We start from the raw sequence: 14,938 nt of genomic DNA, 5'->3' as shown, positions 1-14,938 counted from the left end.
TGGTGCATCCGTATAGTTGCTATGCCCGCGACTCCACTGCTCATTGGTCCGCTCCTGATTTTCCTGTTTGCGGGCTGCGGTCCGGTCGTCGTCGGTCCCGGCTTCCCTCCCCTGGATTACGCCGAAATCCGGGGGAATGACGGTTGGCGGCTCCGGATCCACGGTGACGGAAGCGGCTCCCTCACCCACCGGCAGTACCCCCGTCATCACCTTAGCTATCCGGTCGGAAGCTTTGCGCTGCTTCCGGTTGTCGGCATTGCTGATACCTGTACCGAAGCGGCGGGGGAAAGCGCGGGTTTTCGGCTCAGCTACTACCGCTCCCGGACGAACACTACGGTCAACTGCCGTCGGACCAGCGACCCCGCCCTGACCCATGCGCTCGAAACCGCCATTGCGCGTATGCCGTGGGCGGTTGACGATGAGGACAGTGAGCGCTCCTGCCGTATGCTACGGCGAGCCTGGCTGGCCGCCAATTAATTTAGCCGCCAGAAATAGGGCGTGAAGAGGACCAGTACGGTGAAGATTTCCAGGCGACCGACGATCATAACGAAACTGAGGAACAGCTTCACCGGGGCGGATAGCCACGCAAAATTGTTGACCGGGCCTACCTCTCCGATACCCGGTCCGACATTTCCCAGGCTGGTCGCCATGGCTCCGATGGCCGTAACGAAATCCAGGCCCAGCATACTCAGCACTACGGAGCCGACCACGAACAGGATCAGGTAAAGCAGTAAAAAATTGAAGATGTGCGTAATCACCCGCCCCGGCACCACCTGCCCGTTGAGGCGCAGGGGAATGATGGCCTGGGGGTGCACGATCCGTTTGAACTCCAGGTAGCTGTTCTTGAAGAACACTAAATTGCGGATGATTTTAATGCCCCCCGAGGTAGATCCCGCGCAGGCCCCCAGGAACAGCAAAACGAAGCAGATCATCGTGAGGCTGGGTGCCCAACTCGTGTAATCGGCCGATACGAAGCCGGTGGTAGTGATCAGGCTTACTACCTGAAAGACGCTGTCCCGGAAACTCTGTTCCAGAGGAAGCTCCTTCAGGTAGCAAATGCGAGCGGTGAAGAATAAGGTGAGGACCACTACCAGACTGATGTAAGCCTTGAGCTCGTCACTCTGCCACACGTCCGTCCACCGCCGCTTCAGGCTCAGGTAGAGGACCGTATAGTTTACGCCGGCCAGGAACATGAATATTACGATGATGTACTGAATCAGCGGGGAGAAGGCCGCGGCGCTTGCGTTGCGGGTACTGAAGCCCCCCGTGGCCATCGTGGTGAGGGCGTGGTTGACGGCTTCGTAGGGGCTCATTCCTGCCACCCACAGCACGATTCCTTCGGCGACCGTCAGTCCGACGTAAATGAACCACAGCCGCTTGGCCGTTTCGCTGATGCGGGGGTGTAATTTATCGGAGGTCGGTCCCGGTGCTTCGGCGGCGAAGAGTTCAATGCCGCCGATGCCGAGCAGGGGGAAGATGGCCACGGTGAGTACGATGATGCCCATCCCGCCGATCCACTGGGTGAGGCTGCGCCAGTACAGCAGACCGCGCGGTTGCACCTCGATGTCGGTCAGCACCGAGGCTCCGGTGGTAGTCATGCCCGACACCGTTTCGAAGAGGGCGTCGGTCACGTCGGGGAGCATTCCGCTGTACAGATAGGGCAGCATGCCGAAGGATACCATGGCCATCCAGCTCAGTGCTACGATGAGGTAACCTTCCCGTTTGCGGATGGTCGCGTCGGCGGGGCGGGGCAGGGAATCGTCGCGCCGGGTACGCTGGGTGATTAACCACAGCAGGCCGGCCGCGGCCACGGTGGTCAGACCGGCATAGGCCAGCGGCAGTACGCTTTCTCCGTAGTACGCACTGAAGGGAATACCGGTCCACATCAGCAGGCCGATGATCAGGAGCAGTACGCTGATCACCCGGGCAATGGGCCAGAAATTGATCAGTCGGTGCATAAAATCAGCGGAACAGTTGTTCGAGGCGTCGGATAGCCTGGGGTTTGGCGAAGACGATTACCCGGTCTCCGATCTGCAGTTGGGAGGATCCGTTGGGGATGATGGTTTCGTCGCCCCGGATAATACCCCCGATGAGGGCGGTATCCGGAAAATGCAGCTCCTTAAGCGTCTTGCGGGTGAGCTGGTTGCTTTTGGTAATGACGTATTCGATCACCTCGGCATCCACGCCCTGAAGGCTCGTCACCGCCTCCACGTTTCCCTTACGGATGTAGCGGAAGATGTTGTTGGCCGCCAGCAGCTTTTTGTTGATGAGGGTATCTACGCCGATGTTCTGGCTGATGTGGATGTACTCCTTGTTTTCCACCTGGGCGATGGTCTTATACACCCCGTGATTGTGGGCGGTGAGGCAGGCGATGATGTTGGTTTCGCTGTTCTCGGTGAGGGCCATGAAGGCATCCATCTTCGATAGCCCTTCCTCTTCCAACAGGTCGAAGTTGGTGTAGTCTCCCTTGACGACGAGGACATTATCCAGCATCGTGGTGATGAGCTTGCAGCGATTCTTATCCTTTTCCACGATGGTGACGCTGTAGTCGTGTTGCAGTCGTCGGGCGGTGGCGATGGCGAGGTCGGTGCCGCCCATGATCATGGCGTTGGTCACCTTCACCGCCTTCTTCCCGACGAAGCGCTCCACCAGTTTGGTGTGTTCCGGCCGGGTGATAAAGTAGATGTGGTCGTTGCGGCGCAGTTCGGTATGTCCCCGCGGGATGAGGGTTTGGTGGCCCCGCAGGATGGCGATCAACTGCAATTCCTTTCGGTCGTTGAGCCCTTCGATTTCCCCGAGTTGGCGGCCTACGAGGGGAGAATTGGAATCCAGGGTGATACCGACCAGGGAGAGCTTGCCGTCTTCGAATTCGTAGATGTCCGTAAAGGAGCACTTCTTCACTAGTCGCTCGATCTCCACGGCTGCTAATTGACGCGGACTGATGAGTTGGTCGATGCCCAGCGAGCAGATCGTTTGTTCGTTGTTGCATTCCAGGTACTCCTCGTTGTCGACCCGTGCGATCACGCGCCCCGCGCCCATCTTTTTGGACAGGATGGCGGCCATCATGTTGGTTTGTTCGCTGGTGGTGACGGCCAGCAGCAGGTCGGCGGTACCCGCCCGGGCGGTTTCGAGCGTGGAGAGGCTGGTGGCGTCGCCCCGTACGGTGAGCACGTCCAGGTGGGAACCCGCGTAGTCGAGTACTTCCTGGTCGTTGTCGATCAGTACGATGTTCTGGTTCTCCGTGGCCAACAACTCGGCGAGGTGGAAGCCGACGTCACCGGCTCCGGCGATTACTATGTTCATCGTTTGAGATAGGGGTTTGCGGCCGCAAAGTTCGTCATAATACCGCACATTCGGTGCGGAGCCGCAAAGGGAGAACACCGGGGGCAAGCGTTTAGGTCATCCGTTACCGGAATCCTCCGGCTTGCTGAACGTAATGGGCGAACGCAGGTTAGGAAGTACGCCACGATGGAGAAAAAGCAAAAGATCCTTAACGACCCCGTGTACGGGTTCATCAGTATCCCTTACGGCATTCTGTTTGATCTGGTGGAGCACCCCTACTTCCAGCGGCTCCGCAACGTCAAGCAAGTAAGCCTGACGCACTACGTGTATCCCGGGGCGCTGCACACCCGGTTTCACCACGCGCTAGGGGCCCTGCACCTGATGCAGCAGGCGGTCGCGAGCCTGAAGGGAAAGGGGGTCAAGATCAATAAGCGGGAGGCGGAGGCGGTCATGATCGCCATTCTGCTCCACGATATCGGGCACGGTCCTTTTTCCCATACCCTGGAGAAAACCCTCATCGACGTTCATCACGAAGAGCTGAGTTTGCTCTTTATGCAGCGCCTGAACGACGAGTTCAACGGCCGCCTGGACCTGGCCATCCGCGTCTTTACCGGAAAGTATAAAAAACACTTCCTTCATCAGCTGGTGAGCGGACAACTGGACATGGACCGCCTGGACTACCTCAACCGCGACAGTTACTTCACGGGAGTGGCCGAGGGGGTGATCGGGTACGACCGCATCATTAAAATGCTGAACGTCGTCAACGACCGGCTCGTGGTGGAGCAGAAGGGCATTTACAGCGTAGAGCGCTTTCTCACCAGTCGGCGCATCATGTACTGGCAGGTATACCTCCATAAAACCGTCGTGGCCGCCGAGCAGATGTTGCGCCTGATCCTGCAACGGGCCCGGGAACTTGCCGATACCGGTCGGGCACCCTGGGCACCCCCTTCCCTCACCTACTTTCTGAACCACCGGATCACCCGCGACGATTTTCACCAGCGGCGGAACGATCTGCTGGACTGCTTCGCCGCCCTGGACGACACCGACATCAGTACCGCGGTGAAGGCCTGGCAGCAACATCCCGATCCGTTGCTGTCGTACCTGAGCTACGGTTTGGTCAACCGGCGACTATTCCGACTGGAGTTTGCTAACGAACCCTTCGATCCGGAATACGTGGACACCATTCGCCAGGCACTTGCCCGCAGTAGTCTGGTGCCCCGCCAGGCCGCTGCTCACTTGATCATTCAGGGCAAGGAAACTAACAGTGCCTACACCCTGACCAAGGAAGAGATTATGGTCTGTACTAAAAATGGCGATGTCGTACCTATGTCCAGTGTTAGTGATTTTGGTATTACGCCCCGGGTGTTTACGAAGTATTTTTTGTGCTACCCGAAGGAGGTCTCTTAGGTCCGTTGTCAGGTCGAGCGGCCTCTGGTCCGAGACGGCAAGGGTTCCGGGGGGCACGGGGGGGTGGTAGGGATAGGGGGACGGCACAGGGGGATAGCAGGACGGCTCAAGCCGTCGCTACACGGCATATTTCTTGGGTGGAGGATCGGGGGTGGGGGGATAGCGGGACGGCTCAAGCCGTCGATACACGGCGTATCCGTTTGGTGGAGGATCGGGGTGGGGGGATAGCGGGACGGCTCAAGCCGTCGCTACATGGGGGCAGCAGGACGGCTCAAGCGGTCGCTGCACGGGGGGGCAGCGGGACGGCTCAAGCCGTCGATACACGTGGACAGCGGGACGGCTCAAGCCGTCGCTACAGGAGGTCCATGGCGTCGAAGCCTTGCGACAGGCGTTCCAGTGTTTCTTCCTGACCGATGGTTGCCAAGATGGCGAAGGCATCCGGACCGTTGGTGGTACCACTGACCGCCAACCGGAGCACGGGCAGTACCGCTCCGAATCCCAGGCCCGTATCTTCCATAAAGGCGACGGTGGCGGATTTGATGTCGGTCGCGTTCCAGTCGGTCACCTCCGCCAGGCGCTGCCGCAGTTGCTCGAAGACCGGGCGCTGGGCGGGCTTCCACTTTTTGCGGGCCATTTTCTCATCCGTGATTCCGACCCGCTCGGTGAAGTACCGGCCCTGGGTATAAAATTCGGGTAGGGTGTGAACGCGTTCCTTGAGCAGACCGGCGATCAGGCTTGCCTTTTCCGGGTCAATTTTCTGCCCGTGCGCCGCGAAGACCTCCACGACCGCGGGGGCGAGCTCCCCATCCGGTGTACTGATGAGGTACTGTTGGTTATACCACTTCGCCTTTTCGAAATCGTACTGCGCTCCGCTCTTATTGATACGGTCCAGATCGAATGCCTCTACCAATTCGGATAGCGTGAATATTTCCTGCTCGGTGCCGGGGTTCCATCCCAGAAAGGCAAGAAAGTTGATCATTGCCTGGGGCAGGAAGCCGGCTTCCCGGAAGCCATCCAATTTTTCTTCTCCTCCCTCCCAGTCCAGGGGAAAGACGGGAAATCCGAGCGCCTGACCATCGCGCTTGCTGAGCTTTCCCTTACCGTTGGGTTTGAGCAGCAGCGGGAGGTGGGCAAAGGCGGGCATGGTTTTTTCCCAACCGAAGGCGCGGTACAAGAGGACGTGCAGCGCGGTACTCGGCAGCCACTCCTCCCCCCGGATGACGTGGCTGATCTCCATCAGGTGATCGTCGACCACGTTGGCCAAATGATAGGTGGGCAGTCCGTCGGCTTTCATGAGTACCTTATCGTCCACTTCCTCACTGCGGAAGGCTACGTCGCCCCGTACGATATCCTGGATATGAATCATTTGGCCGGGATCCACCCGCAGACGGACGACGTAGGGCGTACCATCGGCCACCAGCTTTTCCGTTTCTTCCTTCGACAGGCTGATGCCGTTGCGCATATCCCCACGCGTCGAGGCGTCATACCGAAAGTTGTGGTTGCCGGCCGCCTTCTCCGCTTCCCGGCGTTGGTCGAGTTCGGCCTCGGTATCGAAGGCGTAATAAGCGTGCCCCGAATCGACCAGGTGCTGAGTGTACTTGCGGTAGATGTCGCGTCGTTCACTTTGGCGGTAGGGACCGTAATTCCCGCCGATTTCGGGACCCTCGTCAGGCGTGATTCCCGCCCACTCCAGCGACTCCCGGATGTAGGCTTCCGCACCGGCCACGTAGCGTTTTTGGTCCGTATCCTCGATGCGAAGCACGAAACTTCCGCCATTGCCGCGTGCGTAGAGGTAGTTGTAGAGCGCGGTTCTCAGTCCGCCGATATGCAGGGCTCCGGTGGGGGAAGGGGCAAATCTGACTCTTACGTTATTCATGACATTGTAATTAAGCGGCTGGGGATGTAGAAAATTTTATAATGTGAGCAGCATTGTTAGCCCATTAAACGTTTACTATACAACCGTAGGGACCATCTTCCAAATGCACCGGCAAAGGTAGTCAAGCTTACTTAGCGCAACCCCTTGTCGGCTACCAAGTATTCCCGATTTTGCTTCCGTAAGAAGCCTCCGGCCTACTGAATTTGTTTACTGGACAGCCCCATTCCTGCCTCCCCAATTTCTCCCAAGAATCCACTGACATGTATCTCATCAAGACACCGCGGGTCATCCAGAAACTGTTTCCCAACTTTCACTGGCGGGTTACGTCCGCCCTCGCCCAACCGACCCTCTTTCTGACCTTCGATGACGGGCCTATCCCGCACCTCACCCCCTGGGTACTGGAGCAACTCGCCGAATTCGACGCTAAGGCGACCTTCTTCTGCGTAGGTAATAACGTTCGGCGCTATCCCGCCGTACTCCAACAGGTCATTGACGCCGGCCACGCGGTGGGCAATCACACCATGCACCACCTGGACGGCTGGAAGACGGACAACGTACCCTACTTTCACGATGCACGCCACTGCGCCGTACAACTCAAAACCTCACTCTTCCGCCCGCCCTACGGCCGACTGAAGCCCAGTCAGGCTCAGTTTCTACAGCGGCACTACGAAGTGGTCATGTGGGATGTCCTCAGTGGGGATTTCGATCCCGAACTCACTCCGGAGGACTGCTACGACAACGTGGTGGATAATGCCCGTTCCGGAAGCATCGTCGTTATGCACGACAGCCTGAAGGCCGAAGAGAACGTACGGGCCATACTTCCCCGCATTCTGCGGCACTTTACGGAGCGGGGATACGCCTTCGCCAGCCTGACGCCCGAATTACTGACGAAGCCGGTCGTCGTCGCGGATGCCCAACTCAAGACCGCCTAAAGCGGCCATACCTTCGTCGTGGGGTGAGAAATCACTTGCTACCCCCTATACGATTCAGGCCGGCCTTCGCCAGCATGTGGAGTCCGATGCGGTACTCAGCGGGATTAAGATCCAGGCAGGTGAGAAAATACCGTTTGGCGGCGGAAAGATTTCCACGCTCTTCCTCCAGTAATCCCGCCTGGAGAGCGGCGTTACAGGCATAATAGGCCGGATTGTCACGCCCCAATGTGATGGTGCGTTCGTAAAACGAAAGGGCACCCGCGAAATCCTTCAGCCCCCCCAGTACCCGCCCCGTGCGGTACCGGTGCTCCAGTTGCTCGTCGGGGTTAAGCGTGGCAAATTGTATCCCGTCAAGTTCCACGCGGGCGCGGGTGAAGTACCCTCCGTCGAAGAGTAGGCGGGCCCGGAGTAATCCCAGGTGTGGTGCCCGCTCCCCGGCGGCCTCGCGCACCGCGCTTTCGTCGCCTCCGGCGCGGCTGCCCCCCTCGATCTCGGCCATCGCCCGGTGATAGCGGGGAATATTTCCCTCCAGGAGGTAGGACCAGGCGATTTTCTGCAGGGCTTCCTCCCGGAAATGCCGCCCGGAATAGCGCAAGAGAAAGGACTGAAAATGGGCCCGTCCGCGGGAGTCCAGACTCCGCAGTTTTGCCTGGCCGAGCATGAAATCGAGATAGGGAAAATCGGCTGCCGTCCCCCCCCGTTGCTGCATTTCCAGGATTCGGATAGCCTCGGCGTTGCGATCATCGTGCATTGCCACGCTAGCGCGTACGAAGCAGTGCAATTTATTGTTTGCCGGGTCCAGCTTCAGGGCGGCGATCGATTGCGCCGCCAGGTCCGGTCGATCCGCCAGGTGAAGTTCCATGAAGGCATAGAGAACCCGGGTCTCCAGGTAGAAGGGGCTGTCGCGATCCGCCAGCGCGCGTTTGAGTTCCCGACGCCCCTCGGCTATGGTACCCGTGAGGGAAGAAAACAGTTCGACGCCCCACTTATACTGCGGTGGAATGGACCCTACGGCCGCGTGTACCAATCCCAGATTTTTGTAGGTAGGTAAGAAATCCGGGAAGCGGTCGGCGTTGTCGCGCAGGTTCTTGTAGGCTCGGTTGAGATTACGAAAGGCCGCCAGTTGACGTTCGAACCGCAGATCAATGAGGCTGCGGTGCAGGCGAACGTCGGCCAGGACGTAGTGGTAGTAAGGAGAGTTTACGTCGCCCCGTTCCAGGGCAGCCACCCGGCGATCGAACCGCTCGGCGAGTTGCCCGTCAAGCCCTTCATCGCCCGACAGATAAAGTCGGAAAAAATCGACGTAGCTCTCCAGGTGGTAAGCAGCCAGATTGCGGGGTTCGGCGGCGCGCAGCGCCCGAATACCGGCTTCGGCTACGTCCAGTTCCAGCCGCATGATATCTTCGTAAACGGCAATTGCCCCCGCGTTGAGCTCATAGCTGTATTCCGCATTCGCTCGCACCTGCGTCCCCGCCCAAAAAAGTAGCCCCAGTAGGAGTGCCGCGGTCTTATGCATAGCGCGTAAAGATACGGTCAATCGTCTCCGCCAGCTTACGATCCCGCTCCGTAACCGTATTGCCCGCATCGTGACTGGTGAGTTCGATCGAAACCTTGTTGTAGACGTTACGCCACTCCGGGTGATGGTTCATTTTTTCGGCCGCGAAGGCCACTTCGGTCATGAAGGCGAAGGCTTGGCGAAAGTCGGCAAAGGTGAATTCGCGGTGTAGTTTGTTGTTGGTGTGGTTCCAGGACATGGTAGGGGGGTAATGTGGTAGGGTGGTAGGGTGGTAGGGTGGTAATGTGGTAGGGTGGTAATGTGGTAGGGTGGTAATGTGGTAGAGTGGTAATGTGGTAGGATGCAAGGTCGGGAAACTATAGGCACGTTGTCGTGTTTTTTGCGGCAAACCCCAGCTTATTCATGGCGCGACTACTACTCTACGTATTACCCGTACTTCTATCTTATCCGCTAAGCGCGCAGAGCGTACCCAACGACGACCAACTCGGTGCCTGGTATATGTACTTCTACAATCACTCCTTTGGTGAAGGTAGCCAGTGGGGTATTCAGGGGGACGCCCAGTACCGTAATTTTAACCTCGGCGGCGACCTGGAGCAACTGCTCCTCCGCTCCGGCATCACCTTCGCGCCCACCGATGCCGGCATCACCTTTACGCTGGGCTACGCCAACATCACTACCGGCACCCAGGGGGATAGCGACGCCACGACCGGTGAGAGTCGGGTGTACCAAGAGGCGCTGTTTCCCCAACGGATCGGCGAACGCTTTTTGCTCACCCACCGCCTACGCTACGAACAACGCTGGGTGGAAGGACAGGATTTTCGGACCCGCTACCGCTATAACCTATTCCTGAACGTACCCCTTAACGATACCGATCTGGGGGAGGGTATCGTGTATCTGGCCCTCTACAACGAGCTCTTCATGAACGGGCAACGGGACATCGGTGACGGACGCTCCGTACAATTTTTCGACCGCAACCGGACCTATATCGGCGTAGGCTACGGCCTCCGGAGCAACCTGCGCACCCAACTGGGGTGGATGAAGCAAACTACCAACGCACGCGGCAAGGGGCAGCTCCAGGTGAGTCTGCACCACAGCTGGTAAATCCTAGCGACCGCCGCTGAGCACGACCCGCCGCGCCACGGACACCCCGGAATTCCGGTCGTGGAGTCGCAGGAGGTATATTCCGGCGGGGTAGTCCCCGACTTCCAGCCGAAGCTGACCCGCGGTCAATTCCGCACGTTGCAGCTGACGCCCCGTAGCGTCGACGAGGGTCACCTGTAACCGTGCGGCGGCGGAGTAGTCCAGTTGCAGGTACCGGCCGGCCGGATTAGGATAAATCATCAATGTACCCGGGAGAGTTTCCCGCACCGCCGTGGTAGCGTCGATGCCGTTGCAGTCCTCGTCGATGCCGTTGCCGTGAATGTCCTGAGCCTGGGGATAAATGGTGGGGTCGTTGTCGTTGCAGTCCTCGAAGAAGTAGTAGCCGTCTTTATCCTTATCCAGCGTTTTGACGATGGTGGACACTACGGTGTTCGTGATGACCGGTCGGTTGAAATCGAAGTAGATGGCTGCCTTATTCTCGATCCGGGTAAAATCGGCCAGCAGGCTATCGGGCCGGATCTCAAAAGTGACGAATCCCTGGCTCCCCTGGGGGTTGGTGGTGCTGTCGGGGAGCTCAATGTCGCCAAAGTCGAAGGTGACGTAGCCGCCCTCCGACACGCGGGTCGAATAGGGGTGACTCGCCGCGATCGGGGTGAAGGTGTTCAGGTCGAGGTGGTCGGACAGCCGATCCTCGATCCGCACCGCGAAAGCCGTGTCGTTCCCGTTGTTCTGAAAACGAATGGTGTACCGCAGCGTTTCGTCGCGTTGCGTGTAGTTGCTGTTGGTCTCGTCGGGACGGAAGGGCCAGACCTGCTTATCGTTGGGGTCCACGGCACAGCGCAGATCGGTGGAGAAAGCCAGAGTACTCGACACCGAGCCGTCCGCTTTCGTGTTCCCCACCGCCTCGGCGTCGATATTGATCGGATCGCCGGCGAAGGTTTCGTCGGGCATCTTCAGTTCCAGCACGTTGTGGTAGAGCTCGCCGGGTTGCAGGGTATCGAAGGTGAGGGTGAACACCCGACCGGACTGACTGGCCTCTCCCCGGGCCACCGACTGGAAGGTCACGTTCTCGGGCAGGGTAACGGAAGTCGTACCCTTCAGGGGCAGGCAACCGTCGTTGCGCACCGTAAGCCAGAAGGGTACCGTAGTGTTGCAACGTACGCGACCGGCGCTCAGGTAGACGTTGAGGTCCGCGGCACCGTCCTGTAGTTGCAGGCCGAAAGTGACCTCCGCGTTCTGGTCCTCGGGGTAGCTCAGGGTGAAAGTATCGGTGGCGGTGGTCTGGAGGTAACAGTCGGGGGTAGTGGACGTGACCTGGTAAGTGTTGCCGTTTTCGACGGCGAGCGCGAAGTTGCCGTCCTCGTCGGTATAGAGCCATTCCTCTCCCGTGCCGGTGACGCGGATAAGCAGGTTGGCCAGGCCGGCCTCCCCGGCGTCGCGGGTACCGTTACCGTTGGCGTCCCGGTAGGCGGAGCCGGTCAGGGTCCGCTGTTCGTCCACAGTGAGGTAGTGTATTTCCTGTCCGTGCAGGGGATGGATGGCGGCAAAGTAGAGCCGGTCGGTCACCGCGGCCAGCGGCAGGTGGGGACCCGCCAGGTTGAAGTCGGCGTCCACTTCCTGGAGATCATCGGAGCGTGGATCGAAGAGGTACAGGGGCTCGAAGGGGGAGATGAACGCCACGTAGGCCCCGAGGCGAACGATCTGTTTCGGACCGGTGGTGGCCATGCCGGGTACGGTTACAATATCCAGGGTGGCGGCGGCCGACCCGTCCGTGCGTCCGAGGATCCAGTCTCCGGCAGACGTAAGGCGGAAGAAGAGCGCTTCCGTATCGCTGATCCGGACGATCTTGGTGTTTTCGGTGACCGCTCCGAGGTCCGCCAGTACCGTAGCACTGCCATTCGCATAGTCGATGGCGTACAACTTACCGTCCGTTCCGGTAGCCAGCAGGGCGGTGGTGAGGGCGACGGACTGCTCCCGCGAAAGGGTCGTTGCGATGGCCGGGCCGCTACCGGTAGCATCGATGAATGCCGTCTGCTCGATTCCGTCGTTGCCGGCGTAGCGCAGCAGGGTATAGTCTCCGATGCGCTCGAAGTTGAGGTAGTCCGTAGCGTTGATTGTACCCAGATCACCGATCGCGCCCGTGCCGGCGTGGTAGGTAGCCGTGCCGAAGCCGCCGCTCTGGGGCCGGCTGAAGTAGACCAGTGCCCCGTTCGCTACCGGATCGGCGGCGGGGGGGAGGCTGGCCAGTCCCGTAACGGTGTCGGCAACTACGATCTGGCTGATTTCGGTTCCCAGGTCGGTTTCGATGAGTTGTACGATGAGTCGGTCCGTGTCCGTATCCCGCTTTTCGCGTACTGCGTACAGCTTATTATTGGCCATCACCGGCGTGGTGTGGGTAAACTTCTCGTCTTCCAATAGGGGAAGTTCGAGCAGGCGGGGGATGGGCAGTCGGGAATCAATCAGCGCATTGTAGCCCCGGCGCCCCGACTGGTAGTGGAAGTAGTACACGCTACCGATGTAACCCAGGGGTACGATGCCGTCGCGCAGACCGATGCCGCCGCGGAAGCTGAGGGTCGATTCCAACGATCCGTTCGTAATGTAATTGACATCGTTATCGCCGGCCCAGTACAAGCGGTTTCCGACCGGCGCCATTTCGAGTATGGCCACGTTCTGGTCGTCGGGTTGCAGATCGAGGATGTCGAGTTGATAGGGAATGCTGGCCTGCCCGGCTACCAAAAATGGCAACAGCAGGGTAATGAACACCAAGTAGAATTTCATCAATAGATGGGATAATAACGCGATCGGAGATAGTACGAATGGGCGGGGCGTAAAAAGCGAAGGTGGGGGAGACGGTGCCGGGACGAATTATTCGTCCACCACGCCGCCCGGTCGATCTTTTTGCGCCGGATTGCCGTAATGCAGTATCCCTAAAACGAGTGGGCCGCCGGTTTATTTCCCCGCGGCGGAACGGCAAGCACCCGGGCTACGTTGCAACACGCTCACGGAAGTTTGGCGCCCGCCGGTGGGCGTTAGGCCCCACCAGGATCGTCGTTTCCGCCCCCGCCGATCTTATCGCTAATTATTCCGCAGCGCCTCGATCAGTTCGGATTTGCTCATGCCGGAGCGCCCCCGGATTCCGATCTTCTTCGCTTCCTCGTAGAGCTCCCGTTTCGTGCGGTCTTCGTAACGGGAGGCACGGCCGCCCCGCTCGCTTGCATCGGGGGTGTTGGCGATGCGGGCCGCTTTCTGCTTGCTCATCCCCTCGTCCCGCAGGGCTTCGTACTTCTCGTCATCCTTGATGCTGGGTCCGTGATCCTTTGCCATAGTGACTGAATTTAGGTGATACCAATCAGGTGCTGACGCCAGTGGAACCGCCCGGCAGCCGGTGGGGTTCGGGCGGTGATCAGCTATCCGGACCGGCCAGCTCCCGGGCGCTGTAGTGGACGCTGATCGCCGTGGTGCCGGGCGGCTCCGTCCCGGGCATAAGGTGGGTTTCCGTGCGCCCGACCCTGCCCCCCAGTCGTTGGTATACCGCCAGAGCGCGCGTGTTGGTCGCGAGCACCCAGAGGTACATTCGGTCGGATCCGCTATCCCGGACCACCTGTTGCGCGGCGGCCCTCATGAGCCGCTTTCCGAGTCCGCTACCCTGGTGATCGGCCCGGACGTGGAGGTTATCGAGCAGGGAGCCGTCCGTTTCGTGATGATCGAGCAGGATGCAGCAGAAGCCGACCAGCTCCCCGGCCACCTCCGCTACGCTGACCCGCATACGATCCGTATCCCCGGCGAAGCGGCGGGTCCACTCGGCTAGTCGCTCCGTGGGAGCTTCCTCCGTGAGGTATTTGGCGGACATGGCCTCCGTATAGTTCTCCCGCCAGCTCCGGGCGTGCAGGGCGGCAATGGCGGGTACGTCGGCGGCGGTGGCGGGTCGGAGGGTAACGGGCATGGGCGTGCGGTGGAAACTGAGCAATCTAACTGCAGTAGGGAGAAACTAGGCGTACATATCGTCGATGTCCAGGGCGGTCAACTCGACGAACAGGTCGGCGAATTTAGCGGTCACGTCCCGAAAGTAGCGCTCCCCCTTCTCGCGGGTAGCTTTGCGGGGGTCGCCGATACCGGTATCGTCCGTCACCTGCGACCAGCGGCGCTCGGCCGATACCCACCCTTCGGTGAAAGCATGGATCCGGTGCTTCCGTTCGTCTCCCGGGCCCGCCTCGTCCAGGGGTAAGACGAGCTCCGGGCGCAGGTGCATGACGAGGCTCGTTTCCATCTCGTCGGCGTGGTCGCCTCCCTCCTCGAAGTACTTTGTCTTGTCGAGCGAGCGGAACCAGTCGGAGGTGCAGAAGAACATGTCGGGGTACTCCAGTCCGAGTTCCTTCAGCAGCACCTTGAAGCTGTTGCCGCCGTGGCTGTTGAAGACCAGCAGCTTCTTCACCCCCTGTCGGTTCAGCGTGGCGGCAACGTCGCGCAGAATGGCCAATTGCGTGCTGGGGTTGAGGTTGATGTCCAGAAAGATGTCCGACTGTCCGGTATTGATGCCGAAGGGGATGGTCGGCAGCACCATGATCTTGGCTCCCCGTTCCCACGCGAGGCGGGCGGCCTCCGTGGCTATGCCGTCGGCTTCGATGTTGTCCGTGCCGTAGGGCAGGTGGTAATTGTGCGCCTCGGTGGCTCCCCAGGGGAGGATAGCGAGGTCTACGGTGGCGTCTGTGAGGTGTTTCCAGTTGGTTTCGGCGAGGAGGTAGGGGCGGATCATCGTTCGGGGTTTGGGGTAAAATAAACCACGCGCCCGAATTGCGCTTCAACGTTTGGCATTCGGCGGGTATT

At 59.6% G+C, this 14,938-nt stretch carries 13 protein-coding genes; 4 read left to right on the top strand and 9 right to left on the bottom strand.

Going from position 1 to position 14,938, the window contains the following annotated elements:
- The first annotated feature begins 21 nt into the window (after positions 1–21).
- Complete coding sequence (locus NMA52_RS15895) at positions 22–477, top strand: hypothetical protein (protein WP_254828689.1); 456 nt, start codon at positions 22–24, stop codon at positions 475–477.
- Here NMA52_RS15895 and NMA52_RS15890 read toward each other — a convergent pair.
- Both NMA52_RS15890 and trkA read right to left on the bottom strand, forming a co-directional pair.
- The gene (locus NMA52_RS15890) at positions 474–1,949 is read right to left on the bottom strand and encodes a TrkH family potassium uptake protein (RefSeq protein WP_371930982.1); all 1,476 of its coding nucleotides are present in this window, start codon (positions 1,947–1,949) and stop codon (positions 474–476) included. The two genes, NMA52_RS15895 and NMA52_RS15890, sit on opposite strands and share 4 nt — an antisense overlap.
- 13 nt (positions 1,950–1,962) lie before the next feature.
- Positions 1,963–3,303 (bottom strand): Trk system potassium transporter TrkA, encoded by a 1,341-nt coding sequence (trkA, locus tag NMA52_RS15885; RefSeq protein ID WP_254828687.1) that lies wholly within the window; start codon positions 3,301–3,303, stop codon positions 1,963–1,965.
- Between the two features lie 165 nt (positions 3,304–3,468).
- Between trkA and NMA52_RS15880 the strand changes: the two genes are divergently transcribed.
- Positions 3,469–4,689, top strand: coding sequence for an HD domain-containing protein (locus NMA52_RS15880; RefSeq protein WP_254828686.1), 1,221 nt, complete (start codon positions 3,469–3,471; stop codon positions 4,687–4,689).
- A 352-nt stretch (positions 4,690–5,041) separates the two neighbouring features.
- Here the strand turns inward: NMA52_RS15880 and gltX are convergent, their stop codons facing one another.
- Entirely contained in the window at positions 5,042–6,565 is a 1,524-nt protein-coding gene (gene gltX, locus NMA52_RS15875; protein WP_254828685.1) for a glutamate--tRNA ligase, read from the bottom strand.
- A gap of 260 nt (positions 6,566–6,825) precedes the next feature.
- On the opposite strand from gltX, the gene NMA52_RS15870 reads away from it, so the two are divergent.
- A complete protein-coding gene (locus NMA52_RS15870) occupies positions 6,826–7,497 on the top strand; it encodes a polysaccharide deacetylase family protein (protein ID WP_254828684.1) in 672 nt (223 codons plus the stop codon).
- Positions 7,498–7,528: 31 nt separating this feature from the next.
- Here the strand turns inward: NMA52_RS15870 and NMA52_RS15865 are convergent, their stop codons facing one another.
- Complete coding sequence (locus NMA52_RS15865; RefSeq protein WP_254828683.1) at positions 7,529–9,013, bottom strand: hypothetical protein; 1,485 nt, start codon at positions 9,011–9,013, stop codon at positions 7,529–7,531.
- Positions 9,006–9,251, bottom strand: a complete 246-nt coding sequence (locus NMA52_RS15860) for a 4a-hydroxytetrahydrobiopterin dehydratase (RefSeq protein ID WP_254828682.1) — start codon at positions 9,249–9,251, stop codon at positions 9,006–9,008. The genes NMA52_RS15865 and NMA52_RS15860 overlap by 8 nt, the downstream gene beginning before the upstream one ends.
- A 164-nt stretch (positions 9,252–9,415) precedes the next feature.
- Between NMA52_RS15860 and NMA52_RS15855 the strand changes: the two genes are divergently transcribed.
- Positions 9,416–10,114, top strand: coding sequence for a DUF2490 domain-containing protein (locus NMA52_RS15855; protein ID WP_254828681.1), 699 nt, complete (start codon positions 9,416–9,418; stop codon positions 10,112–10,114).
- Between the two features lie 3 nt (positions 10,115–10,117).
- On the opposite strand, the gene NMA52_RS15850 is transcribed toward NMA52_RS15855, so the two are convergent.
- The 4 genes from NMA52_RS15850 to NMA52_RS15835 all read right to left on the bottom strand — a co-directional run bounded on the left by NMA52_RS15850 (position 10,118) and on the right by NMA52_RS15835 (position 14,864).
- Complete coding sequence (locus tag NMA52_RS15850; RefSeq protein WP_254828680.1) at positions 10,118–12,892, bottom strand: MopE-related protein; 2,775 nt, start codon at positions 12,890–12,892, stop codon at positions 10,118–10,120.
- A 297-nt stretch (positions 12,893–13,189) separates the two neighbouring features.
- The gene (locus NMA52_RS15845; protein WP_254828679.1) at positions 13,190–13,438 is read right to left on the bottom strand and encodes a Rho termination factor N-terminal domain-containing protein; all 249 of its coding nucleotides are present in this window, start codon (positions 13,436–13,438) and stop codon (positions 13,190–13,192) included.
- 79 nt (positions 13,439–13,517) lie between these two features.
- Positions 13,518–14,057: a GNAT family N-acetyltransferase gene (locus NMA52_RS15840; RefSeq protein ID WP_254828678.1), complete on the bottom strand. Its 540-nt coding sequence runs from the start codon at positions 14,055–14,057 to the stop codon at positions 13,518–13,520.
- A gap of 45 nt (positions 14,058–14,102) precedes the next feature.
- Positions 14,103–14,864 (bottom strand): creatininase family protein, encoded by a 762-nt coding sequence (locus tag NMA52_RS15835; protein ID WP_371930981.1) that lies wholly within the window; start codon positions 14,862–14,864, stop codon positions 14,103–14,105.
- Positions 14,865–14,938 lie beyond the last annotated feature (74 nt).

The organism is Lewinella sp. JB7 (genome assembly GCF_024297185.1).
Classification (GTDB): Bacteria; Bacteroidota; Bacteroidia; order Chitinophagales; family Saprospiraceae; genus Neolewinella.
Note: the sequence above shows the minus strand (reverse complement) of the source record. Positions and strands in the feature narration are given on the sequence as shown.

Coding starts and splice junctions, on each gene's coding strand:
- NMA52_RS15865 (WP_254828683.1), bottom strand. CDS start 9,013: ATGCATAAGACCGCGGCACTCCTACTGGGGCTACTTTTTTGGGCGGGG.
- NMA52_RS15870 (WP_254828684.1), top strand. CDS start 6,826: ATGTATCTCATCAAGACACCGCGGGTCATCCAGAAACTGTTTCCCAAC.
- NMA52_RS15895 (WP_254828689.1), top strand. CDS start 22: ATGCCCGCGACTCCACTGCTCATTGGTCCGCTCCTGATTTTCCTGTTT.
- NMA52_RS15855 (WP_254828681.1), top strand. CDS start 9,416: ATGGCGCGACTACTACTCTACGTATTACCCGTACTTCTATCTTATCCG.
- NMA52_RS15850 (WP_254828680.1), bottom strand. CDS start 12,892: ATGAAATTCTACTTGGTGTTCATTACCCTGCTGTTGCCATTTTTGGTA.
- gltX (WP_254828685.1), bottom strand. CDS start 6,565: ATGAATAACGTAAGAGTCAGATTTGCCCCTTCCCCCACCGGAGCCCTG.
- NMA52_RS15845 (WP_254828679.1), bottom strand. CDS start 13,438: ATGGCAAAGGATCACGGACCCAGCATCAAGGATGACGAGAAGTACGAA.
- trkA (WP_254828687.1), bottom strand. CDS start 3,303: ATGAACATAGTAATCGCCGGAGCCGGTGACGTCGGCTTCCACCTCGCC.
- NMA52_RS15860 (WP_254828682.1), bottom strand. CDS start 9,251: ATGTCCTGGAACCACACCAACAACAAACTACACCGCGAATTCACCTTT.
- NMA52_RS15880 (WP_254828686.1), top strand. CDS start 3,469: ATGGAGAAAAAGCAAAAGATCCTTAACGACCCCGTGTACGGGTTCATC.
- NMA52_RS15840 (WP_254828678.1), bottom strand. CDS start 14,057: ATGCCCGTTACCCTCCGACCCGCCACCGCCGCCGACGTACCCGCCATT.